The organism is Collinsella sp. WCA1-178-WT-3 (M1), assembly GCF_009696325.1.
In the GTDB taxonomy this organism is placed as follows: domain Bacteria; phylum Actinomycetota; class Coriobacteriia; order Coriobacteriales; family Coriobacteriaceae; genus Collinsella.
The window spans coordinates 200,683-221,608 of record NZ_VUME01000003.1 but is presented as its reverse complement, the minus strand read 5'-3'; the positions used below and the strand labels follow the sequence as shown (position 1 = coordinate 221,608).

The 20,926-nt window shown below is 61.2% G+C and carries 16 protein-coding genes; 12 read left to right on the top strand and 4 right to left on the bottom strand.

Translation table 11 applies throughout. The features are described 5' to 3' along the window. Positions 1 to 5 precede the first annotated feature (5 nt). The 3 genes from truA (at position 6) to FYJ40_RS03470 (ending at position 2,596) form a co-directional block, all read left to right on the top strand. Entirely contained in the window at positions 6 to 830 is an 825-nt protein-coding gene (gene truA, locus FYJ40_RS03480; RefSeq protein ID WP_154516049.1) for a tRNA pseudouridine(38-40) synthase TruA, read from the top strand. 35 nt (positions 831 to 865) lie between these two features. Next, positions 866 to 2,026, top strand: a complete 1,161-nt coding sequence (locus tag FYJ40_RS03475) for a glycosyltransferase (RefSeq protein WP_154516046.1) — start codon at positions 866 to 868, stop codon at positions 2,024 to 2,026. Positions 2,027 to 2,158: 132 nt separating this feature from the next. Beyond that, positions 2,159 to 2,596: an arginine repressor gene (locus FYJ40_RS03470; protein WP_154516043.1), complete on the top strand. Its 438-nt coding sequence runs from the start codon at positions 2,159 to 2,161 to the stop codon at positions 2,594 to 2,596. 172 nt (positions 2,597 to 2,768) lie between these two features. On the opposite strand, the gene FYJ40_RS03465 is transcribed toward FYJ40_RS03470, so the two are convergent. Then, positions 2,769 to 4,967 carry a transglycosylase domain-containing protein gene (locus FYJ40_RS03465; protein ID WP_154516040.1) on the bottom strand — a complete coding sequence of 733 codons (2,199 nt, stop codon included), beginning with the start codon at positions 4,965 to 4,967 and terminating at the stop codon, positions 2,769 to 2,771. Positions 4,968 to 5,127: 160 nt separating this feature from the next. Here FYJ40_RS03465 and FYJ40_RS03460 point away from each other — a divergent pair, with 160 nt between their 5' ends. The 4 genes from FYJ40_RS03460 to FYJ40_RS03445 all read left to right on the top strand — a co-directional run bounded on the left by FYJ40_RS03460 (position 5,128) and on the right by FYJ40_RS03445 (position 11,488). Continuing rightward, complete coding sequence (locus FYJ40_RS03460; protein ID WP_154516037.1) at positions 5,128 to 7,086, top strand: U32 family peptidase; 1,959 nt, start codon at positions 5,128 to 5,130, stop codon at positions 7,084 to 7,086. A 96-nt stretch (positions 7,087 to 7,182) separates the two neighbouring features. Next, positions 7,183 to 8,394, top strand: a complete 1,212-nt coding sequence (gene tyrS, locus FYJ40_RS03455) for a tyrosine--tRNA ligase (protein WP_154516034.1) — start codon at positions 7,183 to 7,185, stop codon at positions 8,392 to 8,394. Between the two features lie 273 nt (positions 8,395 to 8,667). Next, positions 8,668 to 10,488 carry an adenine deaminase gene (locus tag FYJ40_RS03450; protein ID WP_154516031.1) on the top strand — a complete coding sequence of 607 codons (1,821 nt, stop codon included), beginning with the start codon at positions 8,668 to 8,670 and terminating at the stop codon, positions 10,486 to 10,488. Between the two features lie 205 nt (positions 10,489 to 10,693). Continuing rightward, positions 10,694 to 11,488 (top strand): Cof-type HAD-IIB family hydrolase, encoded by a 795-nt coding sequence (locus tag FYJ40_RS03445; protein WP_154516028.1) that lies wholly within the window; start codon positions 10,694 to 10,696, stop codon positions 11,486 to 11,488. Between the two features lie 118 nt (positions 11,489 to 11,606). On the opposite strand, the gene FYJ40_RS03440 is transcribed toward FYJ40_RS03445, so the two are convergent. The 3 genes from FYJ40_RS03440 to FYJ40_RS03430 all read right to left on the bottom strand — a co-directional run bounded on the left by FYJ40_RS03440 (position 11,607) and on the right by FYJ40_RS03430 (position 14,317). After that, a complete protein-coding gene (locus FYJ40_RS03440) occupies positions 11,607 to 12,449 on the bottom strand; it encodes a Cof-type HAD-IIB family hydrolase (protein WP_154516024.1) in 843 nt (280 codons plus the stop codon). A gap of 87 nt (positions 12,450 to 12,536) precedes the next feature. Further along, on the bottom strand, positions 12,537 to 13,955 hold the full coding sequence (locus FYJ40_RS03435) for a citrate synthase (protein WP_154516021.1): 1,419 nt from the start codon (positions 13,953 to 13,955) through the stop codon (positions 12,537 to 12,539). A gap of 74 nt (positions 13,956 to 14,029) precedes the next feature. Then, a complete protein-coding gene (locus tag FYJ40_RS03430; RefSeq protein ID WP_006235289.1) occupies positions 14,030 to 14,317 on the bottom strand; it encodes an ACT domain-containing protein in 288 nt (95 codons plus the stop codon). A gap of 349 nt (positions 14,318 to 14,666) precedes the next feature. Here FYJ40_RS03430 and rpmE point away from each other — a divergent pair, with 349 nt between their 5' ends. The 5 genes from rpmE to prfB all read left to right on the top strand — a co-directional run bounded on the left by rpmE (position 14,667) and on the right by prfB (position 20,789). Then, positions 14,667 to 15,092: a 50S ribosomal protein L31 gene (gene rpmE / locus FYJ40_RS03425; protein ID WP_154516018.1), complete on the top strand. Its 426-nt coding sequence runs from the start codon at positions 14,667 to 14,669 to the stop codon at positions 15,090 to 15,092. A 190-nt stretch (positions 15,093 to 15,282) separates the two neighbouring features. Continuing rightward, positions 15,283 to 16,386 (top strand): hypothetical protein, encoded by a 1,104-nt coding sequence (locus tag FYJ40_RS03420; protein WP_370450585.1) that lies wholly within the window; start codon positions 15,283 to 15,285, stop codon positions 16,384 to 16,386. After that, a complete protein-coding gene (locus FYJ40_RS03415; protein WP_154516015.1) occupies positions 16,373 to 16,645 on the top strand; it encodes a hypothetical protein in 273 nt (90 codons plus the stop codon). The genes FYJ40_RS03420 and FYJ40_RS03415 overlap by 14 nt, the downstream gene beginning before the upstream one ends. Positions 16,646 to 16,833: 188 nt before the next feature. Further along, positions 16,834 to 19,641 carry a preprotein translocase subunit SecA gene (secA, locus tag FYJ40_RS03410; RefSeq protein ID WP_154516012.1) on the top strand — a complete coding sequence of 936 codons (2,808 nt, stop codon included), beginning with the start codon at positions 16,834 to 16,836 and terminating at the stop codon, positions 19,639 to 19,641. Then, entirely contained in the window at positions 19,641 to 20,789 is a 1,149-nt protein-coding gene (gene prfB, locus FYJ40_RS03405) for a peptide chain release factor 2 (protein WP_154516009.1), read from the top strand. Before secA ends, prfB begins: the two co-directional genes overlap by 1 nt. Positions 20,790 to 20,926 lie beyond the last annotated feature (137 nt).

Below are 20,926 nucleotides of genomic sequence, written 5' to 3'. Positions count from 1 at the left end.
CGCCCATGACCGCGCCGTCTGATTTCAATTTGACTCCAGAGCTCGATGCCACGTTGGTGTTTCGTGTTGCCTATGACGGCTCGTCCTATAGCGGATTTGCCGAGCAACCGGGGCAGACGACGGTTGCCGGAGAGCTGCGTCTTGCCATAGAGACGCTCTTGCGCCGCTCAGTCGATTTGACGTGTGCCGGGCGCACCGATGCAGGGGTGCATGCGGTGGCCCAATACATCAGCGTGCCCGTTACGGACGCTGAGCTCGCTTTAACGCGCCGCAGGTGGCTGCGAGCTATGGATGCGCTGCTGCCCAAAGATATCGCCGTTAATGAGGTCTACAAGGCCCGTAAGGGCTTTTCTGCGCGTTTTGACGCACGTTCTCGGACCTATACCTACCGCATTGCCGATCGCGATGCGCGTCCGGTGCTATCGCGTGGTGCGGTATGGTGGCATCGTTATCCTTTGGACGTGGATGCGATGGCAGCCGCCTGCCCAGCGCTTTTGGGCGAACAGGACTTTAAGAGCTTTTGTAAGGTCGCTTCCGCCGTGGGCAAGCCAACGCATCGTTGCGTGATGCGTGCCGAGTTTGGCCACGAGGTCGCCTTTGGCGAGGATATCCTCACGTTTACCATCGAGGGCAATGCGTTTTTGCATTCGATGGTGCGCACCATCGTGGGAACGCTCGTCGAGATCGGCATGCATCGCCGCGATCCCGAGTGGATGCGCGAGGTGATTGACGCTTGCGATCGTACTGCTGCGGGTCCCACGGCGCCGGCGTGCGGCCTTACCTTTATGGGCGTAGATTATGATCCCACCGAGCTCATCGCGCTCGAATAGGGGAGAAGCGAGAGCCATCTAAGTATGCTGCTCGTGTGGGCGAGCCGTGTGCAACATCTGTTCTTGGCGTGCAGCGCATCAGGCGACTCATTGCGTTTATTGCCGGGGTGTACCATGAACGGCAGGTGATTATTGCTGTCGAGAGGATGGATAACTTGCTTCGACGTGGCTCGCTTCCGCGACTTTCGGTGATCCTTGTTGTGGAGGGTTCGCCCAGCTACGCGATGCGTGCACTCGAAAGCGTCCAAAACCAAGACCTCTACGATATGCAGATTGTCGTTGCATGTCGCAACGCTGCGCCGGGCGTTCGTCATTCGCTCGATGTTGCCGCGGGCAGAGATATTCACATCGATTTGATAGACGTTGACGATCCGTCGAGCGGAGCTTGCCTTCGCGAGGGTTTTGCCGCTTCGCGCGGGGCCCACATTATCGCAATGAGCGCCGACGAGTGGTTTGCGCCGCACGCGTTTTTGGCAATGCTCGATGTCGCTTGTGAGACCTCGGCAGATATCGTATTTCCCTCGGTGTCGCTCGATCGCTACGATACGCATCGGGAACGCCATTCTCGTATGTTGGACGCGCAATCCATTGCCCTTGCCGACGATGGAGACCGGGCTTCAGGCCTGGCCAAGCTGGTCGAGAGCGGTCTGGTTTGTCATAATTCCGGCGTGATGTATGAACGCGCCCTGTTTGAGTTGTGTCTGCAGCATGCCGAGTCGTATCGTGCGATCGCCTTTTTGGCGCCTGCCCTTTCGCATGCGGAACGCGTATTTGGGTGCGCCGAAGCTTGTTTCCATACGGCCGCGCCATCGGTTGCGGATTCATTCGACCCCACCATGTTCTCGCGACTTTCCGATGACGCCAAGGCGCTTGAAGAGCTTTGCGTGCCATTTGACGCAATAGATGACGATAACCATCTAAAGCTGGCCTGCCAACGGTTTTACTATGGCCGCTTGGTTGCTTGTATCGAGAATTTGTGCCTGAGCCCCCATGGGGTGTCTTCAATTGAGCGCACGGCACGATTGCGTGATATGCTCAATGACGTGCGGACCCGCCAGATGGCGGTGGCCCTTAAGGGAGAGCGCCGAGGCCTTGGGCTTTTGTTTGGGCCGATTGCCAACGTTAAGCCTATGCGCTGCGTTATGTATGCGCATCTGGCTGCTTTTTTGAACAGAACGGGCGCAAGGATAGCCTAGCTGCGTCATATTCGAAAATAATTTGCATAGAATTGTTTCGAAATGCGTTCTTATTCACAAATAGCCTCAAATAGCGCTAAACTATTCAATCACTGATAGATTGTCTTCGCCATCTATGGAGTGAGGTTTTATATGGCTAAAAAACGCAACGGGCGCCAGGATGCCATCAGAGATATCGTGCGCAATAAAGACGTGCGTACGCAGCGCGTGCTGGTGGACGAACTCCGCGCCATGGGCTTTGATTGCACGCAGGCGACGGTTTCGCGTGACATCGCCGATATGGGGCTGCGCAAACTGCCCGAGGGCATCTATGTTCTGGCTGAGGACCTGCACCTGCAGCGCATGGTCTCCGAGCTGGTTACCGGTGTGTTGCGCACCGACAACCTGGTTATGATTAAGGCTCAGCCCGGCACCGCCTCGGGCATTGCCGCGGCTGTCGATGCGGCCGAGCTGCCCGATGTGCTCGGATCGCTTGCCGGCAATGACACGATTTTGGTTATCGCTCAGACTGCCGAGGATGGCGAACGCCTCGAAGCGCTGATTAACAAGCTCAGTGCCGCGCGTAAATAGCTTTACGCGCGTAAACAACGCCAGTTAAGACGGTAGAAATACAGGGGCGTCGGTTTTGAGCCGCCGCCCTTTTTGTGGCGGTGCTATCGCGGCATCTCGATTGCGCGCGATATGCCATGTATGTCCCAGCAAAAAGCGCCCGAGCATTTGAGCTGCTCGGGCGCTTTGCTATCTACTGACCTGTGGAGGGATCGGGGGTCGGGCTAGGGCTGGGATCGGGGGTCGGGCCAGGGTCGGGGCTGGGGCTGGGGCTGGGGTCGGGGCTGGGGCTGGGGCTGGGGTCGGGGCTGGGAGTAGGGGTGGTACCGCCGCCATCGCCTTCGCCGCCGGTGTTACCGCCCTCGTTGCCGCTCCCGCCGGTGGTCTCCTCCTTTTCTTCCTCGTCTTCGTCCTTATCCTCGTCCTCTTCCTTCTTCTTGTTGTTTGTGCCGTAGAACTTCCAGACGTTATTGTTCTTGTACGTGGGAGCCGTTCCGGTCGGGAACTCCTCGCGCTCGGCGCCCGCAAGAACGGTGTTCATGAACTTCTTAAAGACGGGCAGGTTGGTGCTGTCGCCCAGCAGGTCCGAACCGTACTTTTGGATGGGAATTTCGCCTGCGGAATAACCGGTCCACAGGGCGCATGCCAGTTGCGGCGTGTAGCCGCAGAACCACAGGTTGGTGGTGTTGTCAGTGGTGCCCGTCTTGCCGGCATAGGGCTGGTTGACGCTCAGCGCGCCGGCGGCACCCGTGCCGCTGCCCTGCATGACGCCGGATAGAACGTCGGTAACCGCGGCAGCCTCGCCTTCGGTGAGCACCCGCGTGGGATTGTCGGTGTGCTGGTACAGAACCGAGCCGGTACGCGAGTCGATCTCGGTGATGGCGATTGGCTGGCGATAATAGCCGCCGTTGGCAAAAGCGGCGTAGGCCGATGCCATCTCGAGCGGTGAGATGGACCCGGTGCCGAGCGTCATGACGGGAACGTCCTCGATATTGTCCTTGGCGGGATCGATGCCGAGCTTTTTGACGAGCGACATGATCTTGTCATTGCCGATGGCTTCGGCCACCTGAATGTAGCCGGTGTTGGATGAGTATGCCGTTGCCTGCTTAAGCGTGATGTTGCCATAGCTCTGGTTGCCATAGTTTTGCACCTCGGTCGTGGTGCCCTTGGCCTTGAGTGGCGAGTTGCAGTTGAGACTGACGTTGGGGTTCATGCCGTTTTGGATGGCAGTTGCCAGCGTAAAGGCCTTAAACGTGGAGCCCACGGGGCGCTTTGCCGTAGCGTGGTTCACGTGATTCTCGTCGGCGTTGTAGTCGTAGCCGCCCACCATGCACTTGATGTAGCCGGTGCTGGGGTCAACGACAACCATGCCCATGTCCAGGCCATCGAGCGAAAGCGTGTCGAGCTGGGCGCGCACAGCCTCCTCGGCCACCTGCTGCATGGTGGGGTCGATGGTGGTCTTAACAGTCAGACCACCCTTAAAGAGCACGTCGGTGGAGAACTCCTGCTCGAGCAGCTGCTTGACATAGGAGACAAAGTAGGGCTGTGAGTATACGTCGACGCCGCTGCCCGAGATCTCGGTCACGTTGAGGGTGATGGGCTCAGCCTGCGCGGCATCGTGCTCTTCCTGCGTGATGTGGCCCAGGCGCAGCATGTTGTCCAGAACCTTGTTGCGGCGGGACAGCGCCAGGTCGGGATTAACCGTGGGGTCGTACTGTGAAGGCGAGTTGGGCAGACCGATGAGCAGCGCGGCCTCGCTCAGGGTGAGGTCGGAAGCACTCTTGGAGAGATAGGTCTCGGCGGCGGCCTCGATGCCATAGGCGCCGTGGCCATAGTAAATGGTGTTGAGGTACATCATGAGGATCTCGTCTTTGGAGTACATGTCCTCCATCTTGATGGCGATATAGGCCTCGCGCACCTTACGCTCGATGGTCGAGTCGAACTGCTCCTCCTGCAGGATGGTGTTGCGCACCAGCTGCTGGGTGATGGTCGAGGCTCCTTCGTGGCCGCCGGCAAGGGTTGCCACCGAGGCACGCGCGATGCCCAAGAGGTCGATGCCGCCGTGCTCGTAGAAACGCTCGTCCTCGACGTCGATCGTGCCCTGCAGGACGTACGGGGAGACCTGGTCCTTGGTGATGGACTTGCGGTTTTGGGTATAGAAGCTGGCGATCTTGTTGCCGTTGCAGTCAACAATCTCGGTAGGCTCGCTGACCAGGTAGGCGTTGGCGTCGGTGTAGTCGGGCAGGTCGGACAGCCAGCGGTTGACGTTGCCGATCATGCCGATGCCAAATGCTACGCCCGCGATGAGCAAAAAGCCCAAAAGCGAAAGCAGGATGACGGGCAGGACGTGCGTCTTAGAGCGACCGTGTCCCTGTCGTTGGCGAGGACCCATATGTTGACCTCCAAGTATGTCGTGCCAGGCGGCGGGTGTGCGTCGGGCAGGATGGACATAAGTTATTACACGATAAACCAATCGAGCCGCGCGAAGCCTCGTGTATGCTGGTTGACGGCAATTAACAGAGCGATTGCATACCTTGGTAAGGAGTTTGCCGATGGCGATTTGGGCGACTGAGCCTAGCAGACAATGCGGGAATGGGACGCCAACATCGGGGCTGGCACTGCCCGAGCTGTTGGCTCCGGCTGGCGGGCTCAATCAGATGCTCGCCGCGATCGCGGCAGGTGCCGATGCCATTTATGCCGGGTTGAGCGGATTTAACGCCCGCGTGAGTGCGCACGGGTTTAGTGACGACGAATTTGCGCGCGGGTGTGCCGTGGCGCACGCCCATGGTGTGCGCGTGTACGTGACGCTCAACGTATTCGTGTTCGACGACGAGCTGTCCGAAGCCGTGGCACTGGGGGCACATGCGCATGCGCTGGGCGCCGATGCACTGATCGTGGCAGATGCGGGCCTAGCCCGCGCGCTGCATGCGGCAATTCCGGGGGTCGAGATTCATCTGTCCACCCAAGCGGGCGTCCATAGCAAGGGGGCCGTGCGTTTGGCGGCTGACGAGCTGGGGGTCGAGCGCGTGACGACGGCGCGCGAGCTGACCGTGGCAGAGATTGCGACGCTCTGCGCTACCGGTGTGCCCATCGAGGTGTTCTGCCATGGCGCCATATGCATTGGCTATTCGGGCGCGTGCGAGTTTTCGGCCCTGCGGCGCGGACGGTCGGCGATGCGTGGCGACTGCACGCAGCCGTGCCGCCTGGCATACGATTTGGTGGGTGAGGTTGGGGAGAGCGTCGTTGCCGTCGAAGGCGATCGTCTGCTCTGCCCGCGTGACTATCTGGGCATTGCTCATTTACCCGAGCTTGTTGCTGCCGGGGTGGCGTCGCTCAAGATCGAGGGGCGTATGAAGAACCCCGATTACGTCTACAACGTGGTGCGGGCGTGGCGCCGGGCGCTCGATATGCTGCGTGATGGCGCGTGGGATCCCGATGCCGTGCAGGCGCTCGAACGTGAGCTGGGAAGGTCGTTTAACCGCGGGTTTACCGACGCGTATCTGCGAGGCCGCTCGGGCGCGGAGCTTATGAGTTTTGAACGCGCGATCAACCAGGGCGTGCGTGTGGGCCGTTTGGTTGCCGTGGGACACGAGGAAGTGACCGTCGAGCTCGATGCCGCCGTGGCGGCGGGCGATACGCTCGAGATTAGGTTTTACCCGGGCGCCGACGCTCGGCCCGATGTACCTAAACGCTGGCCGCAAGTTCCCTGCCCGGTGGATGCCGCGGCGGGGGAGCGCATCGTTGTCCATTGCAAGCGCAAGGTCGACGCAGGCTGCGAAGTGTATCTGATTCGCAGCGCTGGCGTGCTTGAGCAAACGGCGGCGGCAGTGGAGCGCATGCGGGCCGAGGCCGATGCGGTCGTGCTTGCGAAACGCGCTGTCGAGACGCTGCCGTTTGCGGGCGTTCTGATGGATAGCGGAACGCAGCCGGAAGAACCTGCAGAGTCTGTCGCCGCTCGCTTGGTCTTTGCCTGGCAGCTGATGGACCAGGACCCGAACGAAGAGCTCGACCTGTCCGATGCGACTGTTGTGCTCGACGAGGTCTGCCGTGTGGGCGATATCGAGCGGACTCGGTCTCTCATGCAGCGTGCCGGCCGCATCGTCTGTCGTAATCTGGGACAAGTGGCGATAGCTCGCGAACTGCGCGTCGCCTTTGACGTGGCAGCGCCGGTGTTCTGTGCGAACCGGGCAACGCTCGCCTGGTTGCGAGGGCTTGGGGCGCAGCGCGTGTTTTTGCCTGCCGAACTTGTCGCTCACGATGCGAAACGCGTTGCCGAGCTTGCCGCCTGTCCTGGCGTCCTGGGCCCCGTCGATACCGATCGTCCCGAGCTCATGGTGTGCGAGCACTGCCTGCTGACCGCCGAGGGCGTCTGCGCCGCCGATGCGACGGGACAGGCCTGTTGCCGCGACTGCTTGCGTCGCCGGCAGACGCGCTATCTGGTTGAGCGTGACGGTACACGTCTGCCAGTTGCCATCGACGCATGCGGCAGGACGAGGATTTTCCTGTCGTAGGTGCTGCGTCGCGTCAGTTTGTTATCATATGAGAGTTTATGGACTTCCAGCACCGCCGTTTTCGGCGAGGGTGCTATAGCAAAAGGAGGATACCCAATGCTGTCTGTTGACGAGCAAATGCGTATCATCACCTCGGGCGCCGCAAAGATCGTCCCCGAGGCCGACCTTCGCAAGAAGCTTGAGAAGGGTGAGCCCCTCAACATCAAGCTCGGCGTCGATCCCACCAGCCCCGACCTGCACCTGGGCCACGCCGTGCCCCTGCGCAAGATGCGCCAGTTCCAGGACCTGGGCCACAACGTCACCCTGATCATCGGCAACGGTACCGCACTGATCGGCGACCCCTCGGGCAAGAACTCCACCCGCCCGCAGCTTTCTCAGGAGCAGATCGAGGCCAACGCCGAGACTTACGTGAGCCAGGCCATGAAGATCTTGGACCCCGAGAAGACCACCATCGTGCACAACGGCGATTGGATCTTGTCGATGGACCTGGCCGGTCTGCTGCAGGTGTGCTCCAAGTTCACCGTCGCCCGCATTCTTGAGCGCGATGACTTTACCAAGCGCTATCAGTCCCAGACGCCGATCGCCCTGCACGAGTTCCTGTATCCCGTGATGCAAGCATACGATTCGGTCATGATCAAGGCTGACGTGGAGATGGGCGGCACCGACCAGCTTTTCAACCTGCTCGCCGGCCGTGAGCTCATGGAGAAGATGGGCATGGAGCCGCAGATCGCGCTCACCATGCCGCTGCTCGAGGGCACCGATGGCGTCCGTAAGATGTCCAAGTCCTATGGCAACTACATCGGTCTGACCGACGCGCCTAAGGATATGTTCGGCAAGACCATGTCCATCCCCGACGAGATGATCGGCAAGTACTACCGCCTGGCGAGCTCGCTCACCCCGGCCGAGGTCGACAAGATCGACGCTGCCCTGGCCGATGGCTCTGCCGATCCCTATGAGCTCAAGCGCGCTCTGGGCCGCGACCTGTGCGACACCTACCACGGCGCCGGTGCCGGCGACGAGGCTCAGGCCGAGTTCGACCGTGTGTTCAAGGAGGGCCAGCTCGCCGACTTCCCCGAGAAGCATATTGAGCTGACCGTAAACGACGAGGGCCAGATTTACCTTGCCGGCCTGCTCAAGGACCTGGGTCTTTCGGCCAGCGCCGGCCAGGCTCGTCGCGACATCGATGGCGGCGGTGTCAAGATCAACGGCAAGGCCGTGGCTCCCAAGAGCTACAACATCGACCCCAGTGCCCTCAAGCTGGGCGACACCCTCTCCGTGGGCAAGCGCAAGGGCTTCAAGTTGGTCTAACGAGCAAGTTGACCTCACAAGTGCAACAAGGCCGCAGCCGGGATTTCCGACTGCGGCCTTTTTGGCACTTAGGGATGATCCTTTTGTGCCGGCACTTTGGGACACTCCTTGTCAGTGGTGCAAAGCAGCCTGTCCCCATTGCGCCAAGCGGTGTGTGCCGTTAAGCAGAGGGGCGTATTGCTGGCCCATCGTTTGGGCATACAATGGCTATTGGCTTGCTGCGGTGAAGGTCTGTCCGCTCCGCAGCTTTTTTCTACGGTTAAAGGAGTATGTATGTCCGTTGAGGTCATGAGGTCTGTGATCGATGCCGCCGAGGGCCGCGTGCCCGTCGACATGCTGTTTACCAACGCACAGATCGTTGATGTGTACGGTCAGCGCGTGGCGCCCGGTAGCGTCGCCGTCAAGGACGGCGTGATCGTCGGTGTTCTCTACGATGGTCGAGATGAAGCTGCTGGCACGTACGAGGCAGCTGAGGTCATCGACTGCCAGGGTCGCTATCTCGCACCCGGTTTTATTGACGGACACTTGCATATCGAGTCTTCGAACATCCGCCCTGCCGAGTATGCGCGCATGGCGGCGACGCGTGGCACCACCACCGCTATTGCCGACAGCCACGAGATCGCTAACGTTTCCGGCCTAGACGGCCTGCGCTTTATGATTGAGGACGGTTGTCGCGCACCCATCTCCATCAAGTACATGATGCCTTCGTGCGTGCCCGCACTGCCCGACGAGCAGGCCGGTGCCGTCATCACCGCTGCCGATATGCAGGCGTTTTTTGCCGAGCATCCGGGCGACGTCTTTGGTCTGGGCGAAATGATGAACCTGCCGGGTGTCTTTATGGCCGACCCCGAGACCTGCGCTCGCATCGATGCTGCCAACCAGACGCCGTCCAAGCAGGTCGACGGTCATGCTCCGCTTGTTGCCGGCAAGGATCTCAACGCCTATGCCGCGGCGGGTATTATCGCCGACCACGAGTCGACGATTCCCGAGGAAGCGCTCGACAAGCTATCCCGCGGCATGTATGTCATGCTGCGCGAGGGCACCTGCAGCCATGATCTTGCCAACCTGTCGCCTATGCTGCTGGAAAACCCCGCCCGTGCCCGCCGCTGCTGCTTTGCGACCGACGACCGCGCTCCCTCCGACGCGCTTTCGACCGGCATGATCGACAACGCATGCCGCGTGGCCATCGAGGCCGGCATCGACCCGGTGGTCGCCATCTCCATGGCGTCCCTTTCCACGGCCGAGGCCTTTGGCCTGGACCACGGTTGCCGCGACCCGCATGAGCTCCGCGGCGCCATCGCTCCGGGCAAGCGTGCCGACCTGCTGGTGCTCAACGATCTGACGTTTGCCACGGCCCCGCATCGCGTATATGCCGCCGGTGCTCTGGTGGCGCAGGATGGCACCTTTGTGGGCGAGATCGCACCCGAGATGGCTGAGGTTGCAGCCCTTGCCGACGAGCTGCGCGCCTCTGTTAAGCTGCCGAAGCTTTCGCTCGACGTTTTCGACTATGCCTTTAAGCCGGGCGAGGCTGTGATTGACGTGGTGCCGGGTAAGGCCATCACGGGTATGGCTCGCCCCGAGAGCGCCGAGGGCCTGCGCCGCATTATGCTGATTGAGCGCCATGGCCGCGGCGTGTCGCTGCAAGCCGAGGGCGTCGACGGCGACGGCCCCGCTGGCCTGGGCCTGGTCGGCAAGCATATCGGTCGCGGCTGGGTGCGCGGTTTCACCATCACCGGTGGTGCCATTGCCTCCACGATCGGCCACGACTCGCACAACGTGTGCGTGGTGGGCGACAACGCCGCCGATATGATGGCTGCTGTTGAGGCCGTGGGCCAGGGCGGTCACGTGCTGGTGCGCAACGGCGAGGTCGTGGCGCGCATTCCGCTAGCGCTCGGTGGCCTGATGAGCGAGGGCACGGCCGAGGATGTCGCAGCGCAGCACGACGACTTTATGGTCAAGGCGCGCGCCATGGGTATTGAGCCGCCGCTCGACCCCATCATGGGCATCATCTTCCTGCCCCTGCCGGTCATCCCGACGCTCCGCATCCGCCCCGAGGGCATGTTCGACGTCACCACCTTCACCTACGCCGACTAATCATCGGGACGTTCTTAAACGACTAGTCGCTGGGGACACTCTTTGGCGTGTCGCCTGACGCCGCGACCGTGGGCTCTCTGGTGCGCGTGAGCTATTTGCCAGGTCTATGTAACGTTTATGACTGCGGGGTCTTATTTGAGCTCCCTTTGGGTACGTTGGAATCGGATACACGTTCGATTCCAGCAAGCCCGAAGGGAGCTTTTCTATGTTTAAGCTGATTGCATCCGATATGGACGGCACGTTGCTTGACGAAAACGGCCAGGTGCCTCCCGAGACCTACGAAGTGATTTTGGCGCTACGCGAGCATGGCGTGCATTTTGCCGCATCGTCAGGCCGCCGCTACGATCGCCTGTGCGAGTTCTTTGCACCCGTTCGCGACAAGATGGACTTTGTCGCAGCTAACGGTGCCCAGGTCTACGCCGACGGCAAAATGGTAGACCGCGAGGTGTATTCGCACCTGGCGATTCGAAAGCTCGCCCAGGCCGTCGCGACGTTTCCCAATTTGCATCTTGCACTCTTTGACCGAACCAAGTCCTTTTTGCTCGATGACGAGTGCAAGTTCGTACGCGAGGTCGATAAGGACCTTCCCAATGCCGAGCGCATTTGGGAGCTGCCCGATCCCAGCGTAAATATCATCAAGGCGAGTATCTTTTGCGATGATGGTGCCGTTATGGACAGCGCTTACGTACTGCAGCGCGAGCTCGGCCAGTTCTTTACCTTTGCGCCTTCGGGCAACGCGTGGATCGATGCCATGCAGCCCGGTGTGTCGAAGGCCTCGGGCATCGCACAGCTCATGGAGCACTATGGCGTCGAACGCGACGAGGTCATGGCGTTTGGCGACTCGATGAACGACTACGAGATCATTCGCTTTGTCGGCACGGGCTGCGCGATGGAAAACGCGCGCCCCGCGCTTAAGGCCGTTGCCGATCGCGTGGTGGGGCGCAACCGCGACCACGCCGTCCAGCAGGAGCTCCGTCGCGTGCTGGAGAGTCTCGCCTAATTCGGCAGATGGGGACAGTCCTTGCAGCGCCCCGCGAAGAGTGCCCCCAACGACTACTGTGACCAGGGTAGCTAAAAAAGCCCCGTCCCAAATTAGCTACCCTGCCGGGTTGCTGCTGCTAGGCGAGGGCGGCCATGATGGCGCGGGCGACGCCGTCGTGGTCATTGTCGTATTCGGTGATGGCGCCGGCGGCTTCGCGGTCCTCGGGCTCGGCATTGATCATCGCCGTACCGTGGCCCGCTGCCTGCAGCATGGGGATGTCGTTGATGTTGTCGCCGAACGCCCAGGCGTCGGCGAGAGGCTCGCCCAGATGCCCACATAGCCAAGCCAATGCCGTTCCCTTGGTGGCGCCCCCGCCCATGACCTCGATATTCATGGCGTACGAACGCGTGACCTCAATGCCTTCGAGTGTGTCGAGCGCCGCCACGATAGCATCGCGGTCGGCTGAGTCGTGCCAGTACATGGCGATGCGTTCGAGCACCTCGACCTCGTCGATTTTGCTGTCGATATCCATGTCGATCGGCGTTCGCGTGCGCTTGAGCGAAGCCGCGATGTGAGGATCTCCGCCGCAGAATTCGTCCAGGCGCGTGTAGAGCGAGCGGGGGAGGAAGCACTGCCCGTCCGCGAAGATATCGAAGGTCACATCGTGGCCGGCGGCAATGCTATGGACGCGGTGGGCGATGGCGCGGTCGAGCGGTCGGCTCAATATGCGCGTGGCGCGTGAGGCATCGGTGGGCACATCCTCGTCGAGCTGCCAGACGCTAGCGCCATTGGCGCAGACCGCGTAGTGCACGGCAGGATGGGCGAGGATGGCCTCAAAGACGCCCGACAGCGGACGCCCCGTGCACGGTACAAACTCAATGCCGCGACGTGCGAGCTCGTCGAGCATCGCCCAGGTGGCGTCGCTCATCTGCTTGTCACTCGTCAACAGTGTTCCATCCATATCGGAAAAAACAATCATTCGATACAGCCCTTTCTGCTGGCATAAAAAGCGTGGCCGAGGGCGGTGATACCCTGGCCACGCTCGTGTTCTATAACGGTGCGCGTCCTAACGGTCGGCGAGCGGCTTGTACTCCAGCGGCTCGATCACCGGACGGTATGCCGGGCGAATAATACGGTGTGCGCAGAAGAGCTCTTCCATGCGGTGTGCCGACCAGCCTGCCATGCGGGCCACGGCGAACATCGGCGTAAAGAGCGTCTCGGGTACGCCGAGCATCTTGTAGATAAAGCCCGTGTACAGGTCAATATTGGCGCAGATAGGCTTGGTCATGCCGTGGTCGCGCATGACCTGGGGCGCCAGGCGCTCGATGCGCTCGATCAACGCGAATTCCTCGCCCAGACCTTTCTTGGCGGCGAGCGAACGTGCGTAGTGGCGGCAGACCTCGGCGCGCGGGTCGCTGAGCGTGTAGACGGCGTGCCCCATGCCGTAGATGAGCCCCGTGCCGTCAAAGGCCTGCTTGTCGAGAATCTTGCTCAGATATGCAGCAACCTCGTCATCGTCTTCCCAGTTGGAAACATGCGCGCGAATGTCCTCGTGCATGGATACGACCTTGGCGTTGGCGCCGCCGTGACGCGGGCCCTTGAGCGAGCCGATAGCCGCGGCGTAGGCGGAATACGGGTCGGTGGCCGAAGACGACAGCACGCGGCAGGCGAAGGTGGAGTTGTTGCCGCCGCCGTGCTCGGCGTGGAGCATGAGCATCACGTCGAGCAGCATGGCCTCGTCGCGGGTGAACGCCATGCCGCCGCGCAACACCTGCAGGATGGTCTCGGCGGTGGAGAGACCGGGCGTGGGGTGTGGCACGTGCATCTCCGAACCGTGGCACTTTGCGATCGATGCCATGTGCGCAAAGGCGGCGATGCGGGGCAGACGTGCCAGCATGGAAATGGCAACGTCGATCTCGTGCTCGGGTGTGATTACATCGGGCTCGGCATCGAAGGCATAGAGCAGCAACACGGCGCGCTGAAGCACGTTCATGACGCTCGAGGATACCGTGGTCATGGGGAACACGCGGACGTATTCGTCGCTCAGGTGCCTAAAAGCACCCAGGCGATCGCAAAAACCGTCAAGCTCTTCCTTGGTGGGCAGAGAGCCCGTGATGAGCAGGTAGGCGACTTCTTCGTAGCCGTAGCGGTTCTCGGCCTGGGCATTGTTGACCAGATCTTCGATGCTGTAGCCACGAAGCGTGAGCTTACCCTGATCGGGCACAACCTTTCCGTCGACCTTGTTGTAACCATGCACATCCGAGATGCGAGTGAGGCCTGCAACCACGCCCGAGCCATCTGCATTGCGCAGGCCGCGCTTGACATCGTGCTCGACATACAGCTCCTCGTCATAAGGGTCGGTCGGCAGGCCGTAGTATAGATTTTCGCTTTCGGGCGAAATCTGGCGGCTTGCTTCGTAGTCCAAGACCAGGCGGCTCAGGTGGTCGTCGAAGCGGTAATAGATTTTCTTGGCGTCGTAGGCCATGTGCGCTCCTCTCCAGGCCATGTGGCGACGTTGCGCCTGGGCGCACGTTGGGCCGTCGTCACGCAGCCTGTTCGCTACAGGCGGTACATAAAGTTAAAGACGTCCTCGCGCTGGATGGACACGTTGACGCCCGAAAGCTCGCCGGCCTCGGCCAGGGCCTTCTGCAGCTCGGCGAAGTCGAGCTTGGACTCGGCGGTGTCGGCCAGCATGGTCATGGTGAAGATGTCCTCGATAATGGACTGCGTAATGTCGCGGATGTCGACATTGGCTTCGCCCAGGACGCGGGTGACGCCGGCGACAATGCCGGGGCGGTTCTTGCCAAGGACGGTGATGACGATACGGGAGGACGAGATCTCGGCCATGGGAAACCCTTTCGCGTGTTAGCGGCGCACGGCGGCGCTCCGCTACGGTACAGTGTTCATCATTGTACCTGTCCCGTGCAAAAAGGGGCACCTTTGCTGCGGCGTTACACGTCTGCAACATGGAGCGCTTGTCTCGTAGGGTGTATTTTTGGCACCCTTGACAGCTCGGGCGGCTCTGTTGGCGCCGCGATCGGGCAGATTCGCCTGTGTACTCCGGCGTAAAGACCGTGAACCTTTTGTGGGACGCTCGACGCCGTGGTACCATACCCGAGTTTGTTGTCTTGGTCGGAAACCAAGACGCCTTATGCGCTGATCGGTAACCAGCGCCTGACCAATAAGGAGTCCTACCATGAAGCAGGGTATCCATCCCCAGTATGTCGAGTGCACGGTGACGTGCTCCTGCGGCAACACCTTCAAGACGCACGCTACCGTGTCCGAGATGAGGGTCGAGCTTTGCAACGAGTGCCACCCGTTCTACACCGGCCAGCAGAAGTTCGTCGACACCGGTGGACGCGTCCAGCGCTTCGCCGACAAGTTCGGTGGCGCCGCTGCCGCCCAGCTCAAGAAGGCCGAGGAGGCCAAGGCTGCCAAGGCCGCCAAGGCTGCTGAGGCCGAGGCCGCTCGCAAGGCCGCCGCTGAGGCTAAGGCTGCCGAGAAGGCCAAGCGTGCCGCTAAGTTTGCCGAGGAGGCTGCCAAGCAGGCCGCCGAGGCTCCCGCAGAGGCTCCCGTCGAGGAGGCCGCTGCCGAGGCCGAGACCACCGAGGCTGCTGAGTAAATAGCTCGCCGAGGAATCGCTCGCATTCATGGCAAAAGGGCCGTGCATCCAATTGGTGCACGGCCCTTTTCTTATCGACGCAAAGTAGCACGTCCTCTTTGTACCGAACGGTGGGGATTTTTCGTTTGCCCAGATAAAACCTGCCAAAATAAACCTGTCCCTTTTTGGCAGGTAACCGATAGGAGGCTACGTGGACACATCGACGTCCTTGGGCAATCGCGAGCTCGCGGTGGCAAAGAAGCGTGCGCTCGATGCTGCCTATTTTAGGAAGGGTATCGCTGTCGCGGCGCTTTCGAGCTGCATGTATGCGCTGTACACGGCCTTTGTTACCGCCGGTCAGCTCTTTGGCGTTTGGGCCGGTTGGTTCGATGCATTTGCTCCCTCCGGCCTTTTGGCGGTATTCATCTTGCCCACAATCGCCTCGGGCGTCAACGACGTGCTGAGTGCCGTCTGGGCCACGTTTTTCACTGCCGGTCAGGGCAAACTCGCCGACCTAGGCCGCTGCATCGCCTCAAAGCCCGGTGTCATCGTTATCGCCGCCGCCTTCATTGGCGGGCCCATCGCTTCTGCTGCCTACGTTATCGCGCTTTCGCAGGCAGGCACGCTTGCTGTGCCCATCGCCGCGCTCAACCCCGCGATCGGTGCGGTGCTCGCCCGCGTGCTCTACCGACAGCCGCTTAGCCCCCGTGTCGTCACCGGCATCGTTGTCTGCGTGGTCGCCGGCGCTATGATCGGTAGCGCCGGCCTGAGCGGGCAGGCATCTTCCGGCATGACGCTTGGCTTGGGCCTGGCGCTGTTAGCCGCCCTGTGCTGGGGCGTCGAGGGATGCGTGGGCGGCCGCGCCACCTGCATGATCGATCCTCAGATCGCCATCAACATCCGTCAGCTTGTCTCGGGCGTCGGCAACCTGTGCTTGGTACTGCCGGCCCTAACCATGGCATGCGGAGAGCCCCTTGGTCAGAGTTACGTCTTTGTCGCCCAAGCGCTCACCGACAAATCCTCCGTCGTGTTTTTCGCCTGTTCCGGTTTTGCCGCCTACTTTTCGTTTATGAGCTGGTATCGCGCCAACTCCATGTGCGGCACGGCGCTGGGCATGGCCATCAACGGCACCTATACCTTTACAGCGCCGCTGTTTACGTGGATTATCGTCGGCCTGGTCTTGGGCTTTGACGGCTACGCGCTTCCGTCCGTCGCATGGGTGGCGGCCGTCGTCAACCTCGTCGGCATTTGCCTGATCGCCGTGAATCCCCTCGACATGGTTAAAAAGGACGGTGATCGGGATGCTTCCGCTTAACTATGCCATGCTCGATTATTTTGTTTACCATGACGAGGCTTGCGTCGACGATGTGATGGCCGATCTCGCGGCCGAGTACGCATCGTTTGCCGCCTTTGCAAGGCCGCGCATGCAGGAGGCGCTCATGACCGCGCACAAGAATGGCCTGATTGACGAGACGCGCTTTGATTTGGATGCCGAAGGCGAGCTTCGCGTCTACTATCGGGCGAGCGCCGAGCAGCGCAAAGTTATCGGCGCCTATCTGGGCCGTAGCCACTAAAATAAAACGTCCCTTTTTGGCAGGTCGGTCGTAGTTAAACGTCCCTTTTTGGCAGGTCGGTCGTAGTTATTACGTGGGGGATGAGGTCGAGCGTATAGCGTGCGTCCCGTTTGGCTAAAGTACAAATATCTGTGTTTAACTCGCCCAGTGCAGTGCGCTACGGGCGATGGCCAAAAAAGGAAAACCACATGGGATTCATGTCAAAGCTGCTGTCCTTTGGATCCGATAAGGACCTTAAGCGCTACTACAAGATCGTTGACCAGATCAACGGGCTTGAGCCTCAGTTTGAGAAGATGACCGAGGAGGAGCTTCGCGGCCAGACCGACAAGTTCCGCGAGCGTTACGCTAACGGCGAGTCGCTTGACGACATGCTCCCCGAGGCCTTTGCCACCGTGCGCGAGGCTTCAAAGCGCATCACGGGTATGCGTCACTTTGACGTACAGCTCATCGGCGCCATGGCGCTGCACGAGGGTCATATCGCCGAGATGAAGACCGGCGAAGGCAAGACGCTCGTCTCCACCCTGGCCGGCTATCTTAACGCCATCGCCGGCAAGGGCGTGCATGTCGTTACCGTCAACGACTACCTGGCAAAGCGCGACTCCGAGTGGATGGGCCGCATCTACAAGTATTTGGGCATGACCGTCGGCCTGCTGCAGAACAACATGCCGCTCGAGCTTAAGCGCCCGGCCTACCAGGCCGATGTCACCTACGGCACCAACTCCGAGTTTGGCTTTGACTACCTGCGCGACAACATGGTCACCCGCCCCGAGCAGCGCGTCCAGCGCGGCCACAGCTACGCTATCGTCGACGAGGTCGACTCCATCCTGATCGACGAGGCCAGGACCCCGCTTATCATCTCGGGCGCCGGCACCAAGTCGGCCAGCACCTACAAGGACTTCGCGCGCGCCGTGCGCGGGCTGGAGCGCGGCGAGGACGTGTCGCACGATATGCTCACCGCCACCGAGGACGTGGAGCCCACGGGCGACTACGTCATGGACGAGGCCAAGCACACCATTGCCGCCACCGAGCGCGGCCTCAAGAAGATCGAGCGCCGCCTGGGTATCGAGGACATCTACGCCGACCTTTCGGGCCAGCTGGTCAACCACCTGCAGCAGGCGTTGAAGGCCCAATACATGTTCCACCGCGACAAGCAGTACGTCGTTACCAACGGCGAGGTCAAGATTGTCGATGAGTTCACCGGCCGCATCATGGAGGGCCGTCGCTACTCCGAGGGCTTGCATCAGGCCATCGAGGCCAAAGAGGGCGTGCTCGTGCGCGAGGAAAACCAGACCCTTGCCACCATCACCCTGCAGAACTACTTCCGTCTGTATGACAAGCTTTCCGGCATGACCGGTACGGCACTTACCGAGGACGCCGAGTTCCGCGAGATCTACAAGCTGCCCGTCGAGGTCATTCCCTCCAACAAGCCCGTGCAGCGTGTCGATCACGAGGACCTGGTCTACCGCACCATCCAGGCCAAGTACAACGCCGTTGCCAATGATGTCGAGCAGCGTCACGCCAAGGGCCAGCCGGTCCTGGTGGGCACCGTCTCCATCGAAAGCTCCGAGAAGCTGTCGGCCGCCCTTACCAAGCGCGGCATCGCGCACGAGGTCCTCAACGCAAAGCACCACGAGCGCGAGGCTCATATCGTTGCCCAGGCCGGACGCTACGGCGCCGTGACCATCGCTACTAACATGGCCGGTCGTGGTACCGACATCCTGCTGGGCGGCAACCCCGACGAGCTGGTGCGCGAGCGCCTTGAGTACGAGGGCCTGACCATGGAGGACGTGACGCCCGAGCAGCTCGAGCAGTTTAACGCCGAGGCCAAGGAGACCTGCAAGGCCGAGCGCGAGCGCGTGCTTGCCGCCGGCGGCCTGACCGTCATCGGTACCGAGCGCCATGAGTCCCGTCGTATCGACAACCAGCTGCGCGGCCGCTCCGGTCGTCAGGGCGATCCAGGCGAGACCCAGTTCTACCTGTCGCTCGAGGACGATCTGATGCGCCTGTTCGGTGGCGACAAGATGGACCGCGTCTCCAAGATGATGGTCACGGCAGAAATGGGCGACGACATGCCCATCCAGCACAAGATCATCTCCAAGGCCGTCGAGAGCGCCCAGCACAAGGTCGAGAGCATCAACTTCTCCATGCGCAAGAGCGTTCTTGAGTACGACGACGTGATGAACAAACAGCGCCAGGTTATCTACGCCGAGCGCAACAAGATTCTGGACGGTAAGGACCTGACCGACCACATCACCGAGGTCATGCACGACACCGTGTACCGCTGCGTGCAGGAGTTTTGCACTAAGGACAGCCACGACGGCGAGCGCGACCTCGATGGCCTGCGCAAGTGGGTCGTGGAGCTGACCGGCCATATCGATACGCCCAAGTTCCCCGACGAGGATTACGAGGCCCTTGCTGCCGATGTCCTGGCCTACGTCGAGAAGTGCTACAACATGAAGGCCGAGCGCTTAGGCGAGGACCTCATGCGCGAGCTCAATACTCAGGTCATGCTGCGCGTCATCGATACCCGCTGGATGAACTACCTGCAGGAGATGGACTACCTCAAGACCGGTATCGGACTGCGCGGCTTTGGTCAGCGCGACCCGCTGGTCGAGTACAAGACCGAGGCCTATGGCGCCTTCCAGATGCTCGTTGACACCATGTACGAGGATTACCTTCGCACCGTCCTGCGCATCGAGATCAAGGCCGCCCCGCAGGCTGTGGAGCGTAAGGAGGACCCCGCGCTCGAGGGTGCGCGCTTCTCCGGCCCCGCCGACGTCGATGGCGACAACGGCAACTCGGTCCTGCGCAAGGAGGCACGGGCACAGGCTCGCACGGCCGTCCAGGGCGGACCGGCAGCTGTCAACAACGGCGCTAAGGTGACCACCTACCGCAAGTCCGAGAGCGACGACCCGTATGTCAACGTGGGCCGCAACGAACCGTGCCCTTGCGGCAGCGGCAAGAAGTTCAAGTACTGCCACGGCAGGAATCGTTAATGGCCGAGGCTTTAGAGGTAACGCCCGCCGAGCTGGACGCGTTTGCGGACCGGCTCGGCGAGGTTGAGTCGTATCTCCATTTGGACGAGAAGCGCACCCACGTGACCGAGCTTGAGGCCAAGAGCGTCGCTCCCGGCTTTTGGGACGACGCCGATGCCGCTCGCGCCACGATGGAAGAGATTGCGCGCGCCAAGGAGGATATCGCCGCCGTGGATACCGCGCGCGGCGAGCTCTCCGATGCCCGCGCGGCGCTGGAACTTGCCGAGGAAATGGGCGATGACCCCGATGCCGCTGCACTGCGTGAGGAGGCTGCCGCCACGGCTGATCGTCTGGCGCGCGCCATCGATGAGCTCGAACTTTCGAGCTGGTTTACCGGCGAGTTCGATCACGGTGACGCGATTGTGACCATCAAGCCCGGACAGGGCGGCTTGGAGGCGCAGGACTGGACCTTCATGCTCTTTAAGATGTACATGAAGTACTGCCAGCGCCGCGGCTGGAAGGTCACCATCAACGATTGCCCCGCTGCCGAGGTCATTGGCATTGATCGCGCGACCTTTACCGTTGAGGGCAAGGATGCCTTCGGTATGCTTCGTGCCGAGGCCGGCGTTCACCGTTTGGTGCGCATTAGCCCCACCGATGACAAGAAGCGTCGACAGACTACGTTTGCCGGCGTCGAGGTCATTCCGGTGCTGCCCGACGATATCGATATCGAGATCAACCCCGACGATATCCGCGTCGACGTGTACCACGCAAGCGGCCCGGGCGGCCAGGGCGTCAACACCACCGACTCCGCCGTGCGCGTGACGCATTTTCCCAGCGGCATTGTAGTGACCTGCCAAAATGAGCGCAGCCAGATTCAGAACAAGGCCGCGTGTATGCAGATTCTCAAGGCCCGCCTGTACGAGATTGAGCTCGAGAAGCGCGCCGAGGCGCTCGACGAGATCCGCGGTCCCAAGACCACGATTGGCTTTGGCAACCAGATCCGCAGCTACGTGCTCTATCCGTATCAGATGGTCAAGGACCTGCGCTCGGGCGTGGAGACCAGCAACGTCGACGCCGTTCTCGACGATGGCGACTTGGATCCGTTTGTGATCGGCTACCATCGCTGGGCTACCGGCAATGCTGATGCGGAGTCTCCGTCCGCTTAAGCCCCGGGTGAGTCACGGACCGACACTAAACTCTGGACAGGCGGTTTTATATCCAGAGCAAACCCGCCGCGGGGTGGTTTTTCCTCGGCGAATCGGTAGAATCGAATACGGTAAGAAGTTCAATGCGCACCCAATGG

Bases quoted from the DNA above. Each gene is read 5' to 3' on its own strand.
- truA (WP_154516049.1), top strand. From the start codon at position 6: ATGACCGCGCCGTCTGATTTCAATTTGACTCCAGAGCTCGATGCCACG.
- FYJ40_RS03470 (WP_154516043.1), top strand. From the start codon at position 2,159: ATGGCTAAAAAACGCAACGGGCGCCAGGATGCCATCAGAGATATCGTG.
- FYJ40_RS03465 (WP_154516040.1), bottom strand. From the start codon at position 4,967: ATGGGTCCTCGCCAACGACAGGGACACGGTCGCTCTAAGACGCACGTC.
- FYJ40_RS03460 (WP_154516037.1), top strand. From the start codon at position 5,128: ATGGCGATTTGGGCGACTGAGCCTAGCAGACAATGCGGGAATGGGACG.
- tyrS (WP_154516034.1), top strand. From the start codon at position 7,183: ATGCTGTCTGTTGACGAGCAAATGCGTATCATCACCTCGGGCGCCGCA.
- FYJ40_RS03450 (WP_154516031.1), top strand. From the start codon at position 8,668: ATGTCCGTTGAGGTCATGAGGTCTGTGATCGATGCCGCCGAGGGCCGC.
- FYJ40_RS03445 (WP_154516028.1), top strand. From the start codon at position 10,694: ATGTTTAAGCTGATTGCATCCGATATGGACGGCACGTTGCTTGACGAA.
- FYJ40_RS03440 (WP_154516024.1), bottom strand. From the start codon at position 12,449: ATGATTGTTTTTTCCGATATGGATGGAACACTGTTGACGAGTGACAAG.
- FYJ40_RS03435 (WP_154516021.1), bottom strand. From the start codon at position 13,955: ATGGCCTACGACGCCAAGAAAATCTATTACCGCTTCGACGACCACCTG.
- FYJ40_RS03430 (WP_006235289.1), bottom strand. From the start codon at position 14,317: ATGGCCGAGATCTCGTCCTCCCGTATCGTCATCACCGTCCTTGGCAAG.
- rpmE (WP_154516018.1), top strand. From the start codon at position 14,667: ATGAAGCAGGGTATCCATCCCCAGTATGTCGAGTGCACGGTGACGTGC.
- FYJ40_RS03415 (WP_154516015.1), top strand. From the start codon at position 16,373: ATGCTTCCGCTTAACTATGCCATGCTCGATTATTTTGTTTACCATGAC.
- secA (WP_154516012.1), top strand. From the start codon at position 16,834: ATGGGATTCATGTCAAAGCTGCTGTCCTTTGGATCCGATAAGGACCTT.
- prfB (WP_154516009.1), top strand. From the start codon at position 19,641: ATGGCCGAGGCTTTAGAGGTAACGCCCGCCGAGCTGGACGCGTTTGCG.